Source organism: Kribbella sp. NPDC048928 (assembly GCF_043197975.1).
Lineage (GTDB): Bacteria > Actinomycetota > Actinomycetes > Propionibacteriales > Kribbellaceae > Kribbella.
This window is the reverse complement of sequence record NZ_JBICUC010000001.1, coordinates 834787-849336: the sequence shown is the minus strand read 5'-3', so window position 1 is coordinate 849336 and position 14550 is coordinate 834787. Positions and strand designations below refer to the sequence as shown.

Annotated in this window: 15 protein-coding genes; 11 read left to right on the top strand and 4 right to left on the bottom strand. The window is 68.8% G+C overall.

Annotation, left to right across the window (positions count from 1 at the left end; translation table 11 throughout):
• Positions 1-15 precede the first annotated feature (15 nt).
• From ACGFI6_RS04010 to ACGFI6_RS04000, 3 genes are read right to left on the bottom strand one after another with little or no spacing between them, the layout of a single operon-like run.
• The gene (locus tag ACGFI6_RS04010; RefSeq protein WP_393115116.1) at positions 16-1029 is read right to left on the bottom strand and encodes an ABC transporter ATP-binding protein; all 1014 of its coding nucleotides are present in this window, start codon (positions 1027-1029) and stop codon (positions 16-18) included.
• Positions 1026-2003, bottom strand: coding sequence for an ABC transporter ATP-binding protein (locus ACGFI6_RS04005; RefSeq protein ID WP_393115115.1), 978 nt, complete (start codon positions 2001-2003; stop codon positions 1026-1028). Before ACGFI6_RS04005 ends, ACGFI6_RS04010 begins: the two co-directional genes overlap by 4 nt.
• 4 nt (positions 2004-2007) lie before the next feature.
• Complete coding sequence (locus ACGFI6_RS04000; RefSeq protein ID WP_393115114.1) at positions 2008-3798, bottom strand: ABC transporter substrate-binding protein; 1791 nt, start codon at positions 3796-3798, stop codon at positions 2008-2010.
• A gap of 166 nt (positions 3799-3964) precedes the next feature.
• Here ACGFI6_RS04000 and ACGFI6_RS03995 point away from each other — a divergent pair, with 166 nt between their 5' ends.
• The 8 genes from ACGFI6_RS03995 (at position 3965) to ACGFI6_RS03960 (ending at position 11785) form a co-directional block, all read left to right on the top strand.
• Positions 3965-4648: a response regulator gene (locus ACGFI6_RS03995; protein ID WP_393115113.1), complete on the top strand. Its 684-nt coding sequence runs from the start codon at positions 3965-3967 to the stop codon at positions 4646-4648.
• 2 nt (positions 4649-4650) lie between these two features.
• A complete protein-coding gene (locus ACGFI6_RS03990; RefSeq protein ID WP_393115112.1) occupies positions 4651-6096 on the top strand; it encodes an ATP-binding protein in 1446 nt (481 codons plus the stop codon).
• A 116-nt stretch (positions 6097-6212) separates the two neighbouring features.
• Entirely contained in the window at positions 6213-7811 is a 1599-nt protein-coding gene (locus ACGFI6_RS03985; RefSeq protein ID WP_393115111.1) for an ABC-F family ATP-binding cassette domain-containing protein, read from the top strand.
• 118 nt (positions 7812-7929) lie between these two features.
• Complete coding sequence (locus ACGFI6_RS03980; RefSeq protein WP_393115110.1) at positions 7930-8412, top strand: hypothetical protein; 483 nt, start codon at positions 7930-7932, stop codon at positions 8410-8412.
• 18 nt (positions 8413-8430) lie between these two features.
• Complete coding sequence (locus tag ACGFI6_RS03975) at positions 8431-9585, top strand: sensor histidine kinase (RefSeq protein WP_393115109.1); 1155 nt, start codon at positions 8431-8433, stop codon at positions 9583-9585.
• Positions 9582-10214, top strand: a complete 633-nt coding sequence (locus ACGFI6_RS03970; RefSeq protein WP_393115108.1) for a response regulator — start codon at positions 9582-9584, stop codon at positions 10212-10214. The genes ACGFI6_RS03975 and ACGFI6_RS03970 overlap by 4 nt, the downstream gene beginning before the upstream one ends.
• Before the next feature lie 273 nt (positions 10215-10487).
• Positions 10488-10805, top strand: a complete 318-nt coding sequence (locus tag ACGFI6_RS03965) for an ArsR/SmtB family transcription factor (protein ID WP_393115107.1) — start codon at positions 10488-10490, stop codon at positions 10803-10805.
• Positions 10802-11785: a cation diffusion facilitator family transporter gene (locus ACGFI6_RS03960; RefSeq protein WP_393115106.1), complete on the top strand. Its 984-nt coding sequence runs from the start codon at positions 10802-10804 to the stop codon at positions 11783-11785. The genes ACGFI6_RS03965 and ACGFI6_RS03960 overlap by 4 nt, the downstream gene beginning before the upstream one ends.
• On the opposite strand, the gene ACGFI6_RS03955 is transcribed toward ACGFI6_RS03960, so the two are convergent.
• The gene (locus ACGFI6_RS03955) at positions 11739-12251 is read right to left on the bottom strand and encodes a GNAT family N-acetyltransferase (RefSeq protein WP_393115104.1); all 513 of its coding nucleotides are present in this window, start codon (positions 12249-12251) and stop codon (positions 11739-11741) included. The two genes, ACGFI6_RS03960 and ACGFI6_RS03955, sit on opposite strands and share 47 nt — an antisense overlap.
• 84 nt (positions 12252-12335) lie before the next feature.
• Here ACGFI6_RS03955 and ACGFI6_RS03950 point away from each other — a divergent pair, with 84 nt between their 5' ends.
• The 3 genes from ACGFI6_RS03950 (at position 12336) to ACGFI6_RS03940 (ending at position 14264) form a co-directional block, all read left to right on the top strand.
• Positions 12336-12611, top strand: a complete 276-nt coding sequence (locus ACGFI6_RS03950) for a DUF1905 domain-containing protein (protein WP_393115103.1) — start codon at positions 12336-12338, stop codon at positions 12609-12611.
• A 190-nt stretch (positions 12612-12801) separates the two neighbouring features.
• Positions 12802-13125, top strand: a complete 324-nt coding sequence (locus ACGFI6_RS03945; protein ID WP_393115102.1) for a hypothetical protein — start codon at positions 12802-12804, stop codon at positions 13123-13125.
• A 26-nt stretch (positions 13126-13151) separates the two neighbouring features.
• The gene (locus ACGFI6_RS03940) at positions 13152-14264 is read left to right on the top strand and encodes an epoxide hydrolase family protein (RefSeq protein WP_393115101.1); all 1113 of its coding nucleotides are present in this window, start codon (positions 13152-13154) and stop codon (positions 14262-14264) included.
• The last annotated feature ends 286 nt before the right edge of the window (positions 14265-14550 follow it).

Genomic DNA, 14550 nt, shown 5'->3' with positions numbered 1-14550 from the left:
GCGACATCAGTACCGTCATGATGCCTTCAAATCGGGGACGGCGGTGGAGAGGTCTTCTCCGACCGTCAACGGGTAGAAGCAGGCGGTGCGGTGGTCCTCGGTGTCTCCGAGTACGGCGGTCAGCGGCGGCTCGCCCGCGGCACAGTCGGCCCGCGCCTTCGGGCACCGCGTGTGGAACCTGCACCCCTCCGGCGGGTTCGTCGCGGCCGGGATGTCGCCACCGAGGATGATCTGCTCACGGCTGTCGGCGGTGTCCGGGTCGGCCACCGGCAACGCCGACAGCAACGCCCGGGTGTACGGGTGCCGGGTCTGCCCGAACAGCTCGGCGGTCGGCGACAGTTCGACGATCTTGCCCAGGTACATCACCGCGATCCGGTCGCTCACGTGCCGGATCACGGACAGGTCGTGCGAGATGAAGACGTACGTCAGGTCGAACTCGCGCTGCAGATCGGCGAGCAGGTTGATGATCTGGGCCTGGATCGAGACGTCCAGCGCGGACACCGGCTCGTCGCAGATCACCAGCTTCGGCCGCAGCGCGAGTGCCCGCGCCACGCCGATCCGTTGCCGCTGGCCACCGGAGAACTCGGCCGGGAACCTGTTGTAGTGCTCGGGGTTCAGCCCGACCAGCTCCATCAGTTCCTGGACCTTCTTCTTCCGTTCGTTGCCAGTGGCAATGTTGTGGATGGCGAACGGGTCGCCGATGATCGACCCGACCCGGCGGCGCGGGTTCAGCGAGCCGTACGGGTCCTGGAAGATCACCTGTACGTCGCGGCGCAGCGGCCGCATCGCCTTCCGGGACAGGTTGGTGATCTCCCGGCCCTCGAACCACACCGAGCCCGACGTCACGTCGTACAGATGCGCCATGCACCGGGCCAGCGTCGACTTCCCGCAGCCGGTCTCGCCGACCAGCCCGAGGGTCTCGCCCTTGTGCACCTCGAGCGAGACACCGGCAACGGCCTGCACCACCTCCTTGGAGTGGGTCGGGAACTCCTTGCGGACGTCGTCCACCTTCAGGAGTACTTCACTCATGAAGCCACCGCCTCGTCCACGTTGTGAGGGAGCCAGCACGCGGAATCGTGCCGCGGATCGCCGCCGACGCTGAGCAGCGGCGGTGGCTCGGAGCACTTCTCGAACACGTGCGGGCAGCGGGCCGCGAACGGGCAGCCCTTCGGCAGGTTGATCAGACTCGGCGGCGTGCCCGGGATCGGGGTCAGCCGATCATTGCTGCGGGCCGGCAGCGAGGCGAGCAGACCTTGCGTGTACGGGTGGTGGTTGCGGTAGAAGATGTCCCGGCGCGGAGCGCGTTCCATCACCGCGCCGGCGTACATCACCACCACCTCGTCGGCCATCTCGGCCACCACCCCGAGGTCGTGCGTGATCAAGATGATCGCGGTCCCGAACTGTTCCTGGAGCCGGCGCATCACGTTCAGCACCTGGGCCTGCACGGTCACGTCGAGCGCGGTGGTCGGTTCGTCCGCGATCAGCAGAGCCGGGTCGAGCGCCATCGCCATCGCGATCATCACCCGTTGCCGCATCCCGCCGGAGAACTGGTGCGGATAATCGTCGATGCGTTCCGCCGCGCGCGGGATGCCGACCAGCGTGAGCAGCTCGGCGGCCCTTTTCCGGGCCCCCTGCTTGCTGATCGACAGGTCGTGCGCGCGGATCATCTCGACGATCTGCCAGCCGATCCGGTACTGCGGATGCAGGCTCGACAGCGGGTCCTGGAAGATCATCCCGATCTGGTCGCCGCGCAGCCTGCGCAGCGTCGACTGGTCCGCGGTGATCAGGTCCGTACCGTCGAAGAACGCCGTCCCCGAGACGGTCGCGCCCCGGGTGAGCCCGGTGATGGTCTGGGTGGAGACGCTCTTCCCGGACCCGGACTCGCCCACCACGGCGAGCGTCTGGCCGGCCTCCACGTCGTACGACAACCCCCGGACGGCACGGACGGTGCCGTCCGGGGTGTCGAAGGAGACCCGAAGATCCCTTACTTCAAGCAGAGCCATGAGGTCAGCCGCCCTGCTTGTCCTTGGTCAGCCAAACATTGGTCGGGTCGTAGTTCTGCAGGCTCGGTACGTAGACCGCGTTCTGCACCTGCTCGGCGTGGTAGTTCGCCTGCTTGTTGCTCGTCAGCGGGAAGAACGCCGCCTGCTCCATGACCCGGGCGTCGGCCTTGGCCCACAGGGCGCCGGCCTCGTCGGCGGTCTTCGCGAGCATCGCCTGCTGGATCAGCGAGTTGGTCTCCGGGTCGTTGTAGAGCCCGTAGTTGCTGCCGACCGGCGGGAACGACGGCTCACCGGAGAACAGCGGGTTGAAGAACGACAGTGCGCCGTTGCCGTACCAGTCGGCGCCCCAGCCGGCCAGCGACAGGTCCCAGACTCCACGTCGCGCCACGCTCGGCACCTGCATGTACTTCACGTAGAAGTCCGCGTTCGGCGACGGTACGCCGGTGACCGTGATGCCGACCTTCGACAGGTCCTGCTGCACCGTCTGGAAGGACTTGCTGCTGCCCTCGGTGGCGTTGCGGTACAGGAACTTCAGCGTCAGGTGCGGGTAGCCCGCCTCGGCCAGTAGTTGCTTGGCCTTGTTCGGGTTGTACGGGTACGGGTCGATCTGCTTGGACCCGGTGATGACGTCCGGCAGTACGTGGGTCAGCGGCGGGTTCAGCGTCTTGCCGCCCAGCACCTGCAGGATGTTGTCGCGGTTGATCGCGTAGCTGATCGCCTGCCGCACCTTCGGGTTCTGCATCGCCTTGTTCTCGTTCGGCGAGGCCGTGTTGTACACCACGTACGGGTTCGAGCTGGCGGTGTCACCGATGGTCAGCTTCTTGTCCTTCTTCGCCTGCAGCGCCGGGATCTGCGACGCCGGCGGTGCGACGTCCCATTCCATGTCGGCACTCGGCGTACCGGTCTGCAGCTGCTGCTGGATCGAGTCCTGGCTGACGGTCTCGTTGACGACGATCTTGTCGACGTACGCCTTGCGGACCGGGTCGGACGCCGGGTCCCAGGCGGGGTTGCGGGAGTACGTGACCGACTTGGTCGGCACCCACTTGTCGACCTTGTACGGCCCGTCGGACGGGTAGTTGTTCCCGAGCTCCGTACTGGCCGGCAGGTAGTTCAGGCCCTCGACGGGCGCGGGGGAGAAGGCCGGCATGGTCAGCATGTCGACGAAGTACGACGCCGGACGGGTCAAGTGGAAGACGACCGTCGTGTCGTCCTTGGCCACCACCCCGGGCAGCGGGGTCTTCTCGATGTAGTCCTTGATCCCGGCAACCGTCTTCGGCACCTTCGTGAAGCCGTCCTGGAACGCCTGGTAGCCGTCGATCAGCGTGGCGAAGTCCGGGATGCCGCCGAACGGCTGCACCGGGTTCGCGGTCCGCTTCACGCCGCGGACCACGTCCGCCGCGGTCACCTGACGGGCCGGCGAGGTGCCCCACTTCGCCCCCGGCCGGATGTGGATCGTGTACGTCTTCCCGTCCGCGCTGATCCCGCCGTTGGAGGTGCTCGGGATCTCGGTGGCGAGGTCCACCACCGGTGTGGTGTTCTTGCCTCCGGGTTCGGCCGGATAGGTGAACAGCTGCCGGCTCCACATCCGCAGGTTCGTGTAACCCAGGGAGTAGTAGCTGATGTTGGGGTCCATGTAGTCGACGTCGCCCGCCCCGAGCATGTTCAGCGTCCCGCCGCTCACCGGGGTGCCGGCGGTGCTGGATCCGGACGGCGTCGTGCCGCCGTTGCTGCAAGCTGCGAGTGTGAGACTCGCAACGGCGGCAAGGGATAATGCCGCCAGCCGTCTTCTGGCCATTGGTCCTCCTCCGGGACTCGATAGCGCCGAAGTTAGGACTTCCGGCCGCGACCGGAACCGCGGTCACGCAACCGTCAAGGAGTTGTCACCGCGACCCCGCCCGAAGATGACGGATTCATGACAACCGTTACCGCCCAACGGCCTGCGGGTGAGCGACACTGGTTGCGTGGCACACAGCCTGCTGTTGGTCGACGACGAACCGCGGATCCGGCGGGTACTGCGACTTGCCCTGGAGGACGAGGGGTACCAGGTGGCCGAGGCGGCCAACGGGTACGACGCCCTGGCCGCACTGCGCCGGGAACCGCCGGACGTGGTGCTGCTGGACCTGATGCTGCCGGACCGGGACGGTTTCACGGTCTGCCGGGAGATCCGGCGCTCGAGCGACGTACCGGTGATCATGGTGACCGCGCGGACCGACAGCCACGACGTGGTCGCGGGCCTGGAGGCCGGTGCGGACGACTACGTCACCAAGCCCCTGGTCGCGAAGGAGCTGTCCGCGCGGATCAGGGCACTGCTGCGGCGGGTCGAGCCGGCGAACGCGCGCCAGGCCGAGCTGCTCGAGGTCGGTGACCTGCGCATCGACCTGCCGGGCGCCGAGGTGACGCGCGACGGCGAGGTGCTGCCGCTGACCCGGACGGAGTTCAAGCTGCTCGCCGAGCTGGCCGGCGCCGAGGGCAAGGTGCTCAGCCGCGAGCAGCTGTTGTCGAAGGTCTGGGGGTACGGGTACTTCGGCGACAGCCGGATCGTCGACGTGCACGTCCGGCGGCTGCGGCTGAAGATCGAGCGCGACCCGGCCAGCCCGAAGCATCTCGTCACCGCCCGTGGCCTCGGCTACCGCCTGGTGAGCTGACCTTGCTCGGACGAGTCACCCTCCGCGGCCGCGTGATGCTGGCGTACGGCCTGCTGGCGCTGGGGCTGTCGTCGGTGCTCGCGATGGTGACCTGGGGCGTCGTCTCGGACTACCTGACCCACCAGCGCGAGCAGTCGGCGCGGCTGGTGACCGAGGACAGCACCACCGCGTTGCGGTACGGGTTGTACGGCGTACCGAAACCGTGTCAGCCCGCGCGCGAACGGGCCGAGTGCCCGCTCCCGACGCTGCAGGACGGCGTGCTGCCCATGGCCGTACTGAACAGCCTGCCGACCGGGGACGCAGCGGCCTCGATGCTGTACCTGGAGCGTGCCTGCTCGGACCAGACGACCGTCACCTGCATGCGGTGGTACGCGCTCACCGGGAAACCGTCCGACCTGCCGCCGGACGTCATCCAGACGGCTCTCGGCGGTACGGCGGTGGAGCGGCGGATCACCGTCGGCGGCCAGCAGGTGCTCGCGGTCGGCGTACCGATCGGGCTCGGACTGCGGGGCGCGTTCTTCGAGTGGCATCCGCTGTCGGAGCTGGACGGCACGCTCCGCACGCTGAAGATCACGCTCGTAGCGGCGGCAGTCGCGACCACCCTGGTCGGGATCGCGGTCGGGCGGCTGGCGAGCACGCTCGCGCTGCGGCCGCTCGCCGAGCTGGCGCGGGTCGGCGACGAGGTCGCGCGCGGCAAGCTGGACGCCCGGCTGCAGGCGGAGAACGACAAGGACCTGGGGAGCCTCGCGCGGTCGTTCAACCAGACCGCCGCGGACCTGGAGCGCCGGGTGGCCGCGGACGCCCGGTTCGCAGGCGACGTCAGCCACGAGCTGCGGACGCCGTTGATGACGATGCTGAACTCGATGCAGCTGATCCAGAACCACCGCGACGAGCTGCCGGCCGCCGTCCGGGAGCCGGTCGAGCTGCTCGGCGACGACCTGGACCGGTTCCGGCGGTTGGTGATCGACCTGCTGGAGATCTCCCGCGACGACGGTGGGGACCGGGGGAGCCGGGAGACCGTCCGGATCGCCGACCTGGTCCGGGCCGCCGCCGACGCGGCTGCCGGACGAGAGGTCACCGACGTGGAACACGAGGCCGAAGGCCTCACCCTGCGCGCGGACAAGCGGCGGCTGGAGCGCGTCGTCGCGAACCTGGTGGAGAACGCCGAGGATCACGCGGGCGGCTGCAAGGGCGTCGGCGTCCGCACCGGTGGGCTGGGCGTGGTCATCACCGTCGACGACGCAGGTCCCGGGATCGCACTCGAGGACCGGGCCCGGATCTTCGAGCGGTTCGGTCGCGGCGAGACCTCCGGCCGTGGGCGCGGTGTCGGCCTCGGCCTGGCGATCGTCGCGCGGCACGTCCAATGGCACCGCGGCACGATCCGCGTCACCGAGCGGCCCGGCGGCGGCGCCCGCTTCGTGATTGAGCTGCCCGCGAAAATCAGCTGACGGCTCTTGCCCGCTCCGGTTAGTGTTGACGCATGGCTACTTGCCTCTGTGTCTAGCTGGCGCACTCACATCCACAGGTGAAGTGCGTCTACTAGTAATCACGGAGAGTAACCATCATGATCACCGCTCGCGGTGTTGACATCCGCGTCGCCGCTCAGCTGCTGCTGGCCGACATCTCTTTCACTGTCGGTGCGGGCGACCGCGTCGGGCTCGTCGGCCGCAACGGCGCCGGCAAGACCACCCTCATGAAGACCCTGGCCGGTGAGGCCCGCCCCGCCGCGGGCCAGATCACCGTCGCCGGGTCGGTCGGCTATCTGGCGCAGGACCCGCGGGCCGCGGATCCCACCGTCACCGTCACCGACCGGATCCTGTCCGCGCGAGGCCTCGACGACGCCGTCCGCCGGTTGCGCGCGGCCGAGACCGCGATGAGCACGGCAACCGGCGAGGCCCAGGAGAAGGCCATGGCGGCGTACGCGCGCGCCGAAACGACGTTCCAGGCGGGCGGCGGGTACGCGGCCGAAGCCGAGGCGGCACGGCTCGCGGCGGGCGTGGGCCTGCCGAACCGCGCGCTCGAGCAGCCGATCGGTCAGCTGTCCGGTGGGCAGCGGCGGCGCGTCGAGCTGGCCCGGATCCTGTTCGCGCAGCACGAGACGCTGCTGCTCGACGAGCCGACCAACCACCTCGACGCCGACTCGGTGCTGTGGCTGCGGCAGTTCCTGCAGTCGTACCCGGGCGGCCTGATCGTGATCAGCCACGACCGCGAGTTGCTCAGGGCAACGGTCAACCGGGTCTTCCATCTTGATCCGCAGCGGCTGACGATCGACGTGCACAACACCGGCTGGAAGAAGTACCTCGAGCAGCTGGAGCTGGACGAGCGCCGGCGCAAGCGCGAGCGCGCAGTCGCCGAGCGGAAGGCCGCGGTTCTGCACGCGCAGGCGGCGAAGATGCAGGCCGGTGCGTCGACGGCGGTCGCGGCCAAGAACATGGCGCGGCGGGCGGACAAGCTGCTCTCCGGCCTCGACCCGGTCCGCCGGGCGTCGCGGGTGGCCAAGATCCGGCTCCCGGCTCCGGCGCCGTCCGGCAAGACGCCGCTGTCCGCGGTCGGTCTGAAGAAGTCGTACGGCGCTCTGCAGGTGCTGAACGGCGTGGACCTCGCCGTCGACCGTGGCAGCCGGGTCGTCATCCTCGGGCTGAACGGTGCCGGCAAGACCACGCTGCTGCGGCTCCTCGCCGGGCGCGAACAGCCGGATGCAGGTCGTGTCGTACCCGGTCATGGTCTGCGGCTCGGGTACTTCGCCCAGGAGCACGACACCCTGGATCTGGCCGGCACCGTACGGCAGAACCTGGCGTCGGTCGCGCCGGGGCTGACCGACGGCGAGGTCCGGAACGTGCTCGGGTCGTTCCTGTTCAGCGGTGACGACGTCGACAAGCCGGCCGGCGTGCTGTCCGGCGGCGAGAAGACGCGGCTGGCGCTGGCCAGGCTGGTGCACTCGAGCGCGAACGTACTGTTGCTCGACGAGCCGACCAACAACCTCGACCCGGCGTCGCGGGACGAGGTTCTCGGGGCCGTCGGCAGCTACCCGGGCGCGATCGTCATGGTGACGCACGACGAGGGCGCCATCGAGTCGCTGCGGCCGGACCGGGTGCTGATCCTCCCGGACGCCAGCGAGGACCTCTGGTCCGACGACTACTTGGAGTTGGTCTCGCTGGCGTGAGTCAACCCTGGGGTTGAGGCCCGGATCCACCCGGGTCTCACCTCGGGGCTGACGCTCCGGAGTCAGGTTCGGAGGAGGGTAGTGGTCAACAACGAAACCTCCTCGGAAGGAACCTGAAATGTCGGCCGTTCTCGGAATCCTGATTGGCGTCGTGGTGCTGGTACGGGTGATCGGCCGGCAGGTGACCGGTTCACTGGTCACGCAGAAGTCGCTGGTGCTGATGCCCGTGATCCTGCTGGGCCTCGGCGTCGCGTCGCTCTCGTCCGTCGTGCACACGGCGAGCACCGGCGAGCTCGCCTTCCTCGCCCTCGAAGCCGTCGTCGTGCTCGGCTTCGGCCTCGCTCGTGGCGCGACGGTCCGGCTGACCCGCACCGACCAGGGGCTGTACCAGAAGGGCACCGCCGCGACGCTGGTCCTGTGGCTGCTCACCATCGCTCTGCGGGTCGGTACGTCGTTCGCGGCCGCCGCGCTCTGGCCGGGCAGCGCGGTCAGCCGGGCCGCGATCATGCTCACCATCGGCATCACGATCGGCGCCCAGAACGCGATGGTCTACCGCCGGGCGCTGGCGATGAACGTGCCGCTGGCGACCCAGAGCGCCTGATATGGGCATGATGTGGGCATGAACTTGCGGCTGGCAGGCCGGGCACGGAACACCTCCGTGCCCGGCCTGCTGCTGCGCGCTGCACCGGGCGTGATCACGATCATCTCGGTGGTCGCTGCGGCTCGTAGCGACGACCTCCAGCGGCTGCCGTACTGGGCGATCGTCGTGCTCGGCGTGGTCGTTGTCGTCAGCAACGGGTCGCTGTTCGGGCTGAGGTACGGCGACCGGCCGGGGCCGGCGGGCTACGGGATGCTCGTCTTCACGATCGCGGGATCCCTGCTGTGGTACGCGTTGCCGGCCAGCGCGATGCTCGTGATCCCGTTCTGGGCCAGCCGGGCGGCGGTGCGGTACTTCCGCGCCGGGCGGCTGGAGTGGGTGGTCGTGGCCGTCAGCATCGTCGGCGCGACCGTGCCGCTGTACATCACCACGCATTCGATCCCCGGTGCCTGTGGTGCTGGGTTCGGGCTGCTGACGCTGACGCTGGCGTCGGTCAACCGGCGGTCGCGGGAGCAGCAGCTCGAAGACCTCGAGGTGTCGCTGGCCCGTAAGCAGGCCGCGATCGAGGAGCATGGCCGGGCCGCGGCGCTGGCTGAGCGGGCCCGGATCGCTCGCGACGTGCACGACGTACTCGCACATTCATTGGCCGGGTTGTCGTTGAACCTGCAGGGTGCGCGGTTGATGCTGGCTCGCGACGGCGCGTCGCCGGATGCCATTGAGCAGGTGACGCGGGCGCAAGGGCTGGCAGCGGAGGGGCTGGCCGAGGCGCGGCGGGCGGTGGCGGCGTTGCGGGAGGACGCGGTTCCCGACGTACGGGCGCTTGGTGATCTGGTCACGGCGTACCGGCTGGAGAGCGGGGCGACGGCGGAGCTCGAGGTGTCCGGTGCGGAGCGGGAGTTGCCGGCGGAGGTGATGAGCACGCTGTACCGGACGTTGCAGGAGGCGCTCGCGAACATCCGCAAGCACGCGCCGGGCGCGCCGGTGACGGTGCAACTGTCGTACGAGGAGCCTGTTCGGCTGACTGTTGTGGACCGGCAGGACAAGCGGCCCGAGCGGGCGGCTGCGGGCGGCTATGGTCTGCTCGGGATGCGTGAACGTGCCGACCTGGTCGGTGGATCATTGGAGGCCGGCCCGACCGCGACGGGCTGGCGGGTCGAACTGAAGGTGCCGGCGTGAGTGTCAGAGTGGTGGTTGCGGACGACCAGACCGTGGTGCGTGAAGGGCTGGTGACGTTGCTGAAGCTGCTGCCCGGGATCGACGTGATCGCGGCCGCGTCCGACGGGCGGGAAGCTGTGCAGCTCGTCGCCGAGCACGATCCCGACGTACTGCTCGTGGATCTGCGGATGCCCACGATGGACGGGGTCGAGGCGACCCGGCAGGTACGTACGGATCATCCGCGCACCGAGGTCGTCGTGCTGACGACGTACAGCGACGACGACTCGGTACTGTCGGCGCTCCGGGCCGGCGCCCGCGGGTTCCTCACCAAGGACGCCGACGCCGAGTCGATCGGCCGCGCCCTCGAGGCGGCCGCGAACGGCCAGTCGATCGTCGACGCCGACGTACAACGCCGCCTGATCGAAGGCACCACCACCAAACCGGTCCCCGTCCCCGACTCCGGCCTGACCCCCCGCGAGCTCGAGGTCCTGCGCTTGATCGCCGAGGGCCTGTCCAACACCGAGATCGCCCGCCACCTGGTAGTCAGCGAAGCCACGGTCAAAACCCACATCAACCACCTCTTCGCCAAAGCCAACCTCCGCGACCGAGCCCAAGCAGTCGCCTACGCCTACCGCCTAGGCCTCGCCTGACCCACCGCATCCACCAACAGATCCAACCTCCTCAAGCATGTGCAGATGGACAGGAGGTGTTGGGTGGGGACGTAGTGCACTTGAGTCTGAGTTTGGAGTTTGTGTACAGCGTCTCGGGGTGCTCTACCTGTCGAGCTGGCGCATGGGAGGCCGGTGGCGTGAGCACGGCGGATGGCGTACCTTGAATATATGAACAGGTCTGCAGATGTTCAGCTGGATGTTTGTGGTGTGCGGGTGGTGGATCCCGAGCGGGTGGCTAGTGTCAATGCCAGGATGCCGGGGGAGCAGGACGTCGTCGACACTGCGGATGTGTTCGGGCTGCTTGGGGATCCGCGGCGGTTGAAGTTGCTGGTGGCGCTGCTCGACGGGGAGCTGTGTGTCTGCGATCTGGCTGTGATCACCGGGTTGAGCGAGTCCGCGACTTCGCACGCGCTCCGGCTGCTGCGCGCGCATCGGGTGGTCGCCGTACGGCGGGACGGGCGGAACGCGTTCTACCGGCTCGACGACGCGCACGTACGGATGTTGCTCGACCTCGCCGTCGCGCACACCGAGCACACCGACGCCATCCACCCGGAGAGGTCGGAGCCGTGAGCGCCGGTCACGGGCATGGTCACGGGCACGGCGTGAGCGCCGCCGCGGACCGGAAGTTGCTCAGTGGTGCGCTCGCGCTGATCGTCGGATTCATGATCGCCGAGGTGATCGTCGGTCTCGCGGCCGGTTCGCTGGCGCTCGTCACCGACGCGGCGCACATGCTCACCGACGCGATCGCGATCGCCCTCGCGCTGCTCGCGATCCGGCTCGCCGCGAAACCACCGGCAGGCGGATTCACGTACGGCTTCAAGCGGGTCGAGATCCTGTCCGCCCAGGCCAACGGCATCACCCTGCTCCTGCTCGCGGTCTACTTCGTGTACGAGGCCGTGAACCGGCTGATCGACCCGCCCGAGGTCAAGGGCGCGCTCGTACTGATCACCGGCGTCGTCGGCATCGTGGTGAACCTCCTCGCCACCTGGCTGATCAGCAAGGCGAACCGCACCAGCCTGAACGTCGAGGGCGCGTTCCAGCACATCCTGAACGACCTGTTCGCCTTCGTCGCGACTGCGATCGCGGGCCTCGTCGTACTGCTGACCGGCTTCGCCCGGGCCGACGCGATCGCCGCCTTCGTGGTCGCCGCCCTGATGCTGAAGGCCGGCATCGGCCTGGTCCGCGACTCCGGCCGGATCTTCCTCGAGGCCGCTCCGACCGCGATCGACCCGCAGGCACTCGGCGCCGAGCTGTGCGGCGTCGAAGGCGTCGTCGAGGTGCACGACCTGCACGTCTGGGAGATCACCTCCGGCGAACCGGCCGCGTCCGCGCACATCATGGTCGCGGAGGGCCTGGACTGCCATCAGATCCGGATGCGGATCGAGGAAGTGCTTGCCGAGCGCCACAACCTGACGCACTCCACGCTCCAGGTCGACCACGCGACCGCCGGCCGCTCCGAACACTGCACCGACTCCCACGGCCCCGTACACACGACAGGACACATCACAACCGCTGCGCCAGCACCTGACCCGGCCAGTCCGGCGCATTGACCCGCGGTACGGCGAACTCGACGTCCCGCGTGAACCCCTGCCGCTCGTAGTACCGGACGAGCGCCTGGTCGCCGCCCGCGAAGCAGTCCACTCGCAGCAGCCGTACGCCGCCCGCGCGGGCCAGCTCCCGCGCATGGTCGAGCAAAGTCCCGCCAAGGTTCTGCCCGGCCGACGCACGGTCGGTGACGAGCAGCCGGACGTACAGCTCAGGCTCCGTGGCAGGCGGTACGTAGTCGAGCGCCGCGCCGACTGCCAGCGCCCCGACCACCTGGTCGTCGAGCGTCCCCACCCAGAGGCCGCCGTCCGCGGCGAACGCGGTGATCTGCTCGACGCGGCGCGGGCTCGTCGAGTGCGGCGACGTACCCCACTGGTCCGTCCACCCGCGAGCGACCAGCCACTCGGTCGCACCATCGAGGAGCGCCAGAACCGCCGGTACGTCGTTCTGCCCCGCCCGCCGGATCCTCATCTGCACATCATCCAGAATAAGTTGCCCGAGGATGTCGAAAGCGCCGTCGCTGTCTCTACCTAGGGATGGAGAGAGGAGCTCACCATGAGCAAGCTGGACAAGACGTTCACCGCGCCGCTGCAGAAGAGCGACGCCAAGGGCGGCTGGACCTACGTGCAGATGGCCGGATCGGCGGAGTACTTCGGGACGCGCGGGCTGGTGAAGGTGCGCGGAACCATGGACGGGCACCCGTTCGAGAGCTCGTTCATGGCGCTCGGTGACGGGACCCACAAGCTGCCCGTCAAGGCCGCGCTCCAGGCCCTGCTCGGCAAGCAGCCCGGGGACCCGATCACCGTGTATCTGGAGGAACGCATCAGATGACAGTGACTGTCATTTGATCTGAGATCACCGTCACAGGCGGTCATGTTCTGAGTAAGGACTGTGTGAAGAATCAGTGCTGACCCCCTGCACGGGTAGGGATCCCTGGGAACCGGACCGTAAGTTCGATCCGGGTGGTCCGACGAAGAGGAGTGAACGAAGTGCTACGGGGCTCATGGGGCAGGTTGTTGGCATGCCCAACACCAGGCCCGACACCAGGCCGGATCGCGGAGCCGGACAGACCGTGATCACACTGAACAAGGTGCTCGGTGCCGTCGGAGTGGTGCTGCTGCTCGGCGGCGCGCTGCTCGGGTTCCGGACGGTCTCCGCGAGTGGGGTCGACTGCGGTTCGGCGTTCCGTCCGGCCGCGGGGATCACGCCGATGGCCTGCGACAACGCGGTGAACGGCGCCAGCACGCTGACCACGATCGTGATCAGCGTCGGTGTGCTCTGCCTGATCGCCGCCGTCGTGGTCAAGGTCGTCAAGGACCGTACGTCCGAAAAGGTCGGCGCCTGACCGACACCTCGTGTCATGGTGCGTCGGTGACGATCGAACCGTTCCGGCTGGACGTGCCGGAGAGCGAGTTGGACGACCTGCGTCGACGCCTGGACCTGGTGCGCTGGCCGTCGGAGCTGCCAGCGGCCGGCTGGTCCCGTGGCGTACCGCTGGCGTACCTGCAGGAGCTGGTCGCGTACTGGTGGGACGGGTACGACTGGCGAGCCGCTGAAGCGCAGTTGAACAGCTGGCCGCAGTACAAGACCGTCATCGACGGCGCGGTGGTGCACTTCGCCCAGCTCCGCTCGGCGTCGCCGGATGCGATCCCGCTCGTGTTCACGCACGGCTGGCCGGGTTCGATCGTCGAGTTCACCGCGATCGCGCCGCTGCTGACCGACTTCCATCTGATCTTCCCGACCATTCCGGGGTTCACGCTGTCCGGTCCGACGACCGAGCCCGGATGGGAGTTCAAGCGGGTCGCCCGCGCGTGGACGGAGCTGATGACCCGGCTCGGGTACGAGCGGTACGGCGTACAGGGCGGGGACTGGGGCGCGGCGATCTCCCGTGAGGTCGGGCGGATCGATCCGGAGCGGGTGATCGGTGTCCATTTGAATCTGATCCCTGGTGCCGGCGCGACGTCCGAGCCGACCGCTGCCGAGCTCGCTGGGCTGGATCCCGCCGAGCAGGAGCGGACCTGGGCGTCGTGGCGGCGCCAGCAGGAGTTCGCGACCGAGCGGCAGGGGTACGCCGACCTTCAGTCGACCCGGCCGCAGACGCTGGCGTACGCGCTCACCGACTCACCGGTCGGGCAGCTCGCGTGGATCGCGGAGAAGTTCGAGGCGTGGTCCGACCAGCCGATCGACCGCGACGTGCTGCTCACCGACGTGATGCTGTACTGGCTGACCCGGACCGGGGGATCGGCCGGTGCGATCTACTACGAGCGCGCGCACGCGGCGTACTGGGGTCAGCCGCCCGAGCCGTCCCGGACGCCGACCGCGGTCCTCGACCTCGCGCACGAGAACTTCATCCCGTTGCGGCACAAGGTCGAGCACACCGACAACATCGTCCGCTGGACGAGTCATCCGCACGGCGGGCACTTCGCGGCCCTCGAGCAACCGGAGCTGCTGGCCGCCGACGTACGCGCGTTCTTCACGGCCTGAGTACGAGCTTGCCGGTGGTCCTCCGAGCCAGTCGTTGTCCAAGGCAACGTCAGCGCCGAGCTCCAGGGCCAGCTCGCGCTTGGCCGGCGTGGACGCCGCCGCGTTCACCAGGACCGACTCGCCGCAACCGAGCCGTGCGCTCTTCCGCAGAACGTGCCACGCGATCAGCCCCTGGATAAGCAGCGCGAGCTCCGCGGAACCAGTACCTCGGGCCCGCCGAGCTGGGTGACCTGGATCGCGCGCATATGGGGGTGCCTGTCCGATCTGTCGGGCGAACTACTGTTAC

Bases quoted from the DNA above. Each gene is read 5' to 3' on its own strand.
- ACGFI6_RS04010 (WP_393115116.1), bottom strand. From the start codon at position 1,029: ATGAGTGAAGTACTCCTGAAGGTGGACGACGTCCGCAAGGAGTTCCCG.
- ACGFI6_RS04005 (WP_393115115.1), bottom strand. From the start codon at position 2,003: ATGGCTCTGCTTGAAGTAAGGGATCTTCGGGTCTCCTTCGACACCCCG.
- ACGFI6_RS04000 (WP_393115114.1), bottom strand. From the start codon at position 3,798: ATGGCCAGAAGACGGCTGGCGGCATTATCCCTTGCCGCCGTTGCGAGT.
- ACGFI6_RS03985 (WP_393115111.1), top strand. From the start codon at position 6,213: ATGATCACCGCTCGCGGTGTTGACATCCGCGTCGCCGCTCAGCTGCTG.
- ACGFI6_RS03980 (WP_393115110.1), top strand. From the start codon at position 7,930: ATGTCGGCCGTTCTCGGAATCCTGATTGGCGTCGTGGTGCTGGTACGG.
- ACGFI6_RS03975 (WP_393115109.1), top strand. From the start codon at position 8,431: ATGAACTTGCGGCTGGCAGGCCGGGCACGGAACACCTCCGTGCCCGGC.
- ACGFI6_RS03965 (WP_393115107.1), top strand. From the start codon at position 10,488: ATGCCGGGGGAGCAGGACGTCGTCGACACTGCGGATGTGTTCGGGCTG.
- ACGFI6_RS03955 (WP_393115104.1), bottom strand. From the start codon at position 12,251: ATGAGGATCCGGCGGGCGGGGCAGAACGACGTACCGGCGGTTCTGGCG.
- ACGFI6_RS03950 (WP_393115103.1), top strand. From the start codon at position 12,336: ATGAGCAAGCTGGACAAGACGTTCACCGCGCCGCTGCAGAAGAGCGAC.
- ACGFI6_RS03945 (WP_393115102.1), top strand. From the start codon at position 12,802: ATGCCCAACACCAGGCCCGACACCAGGCCGGATCGCGGAGCCGGACAG.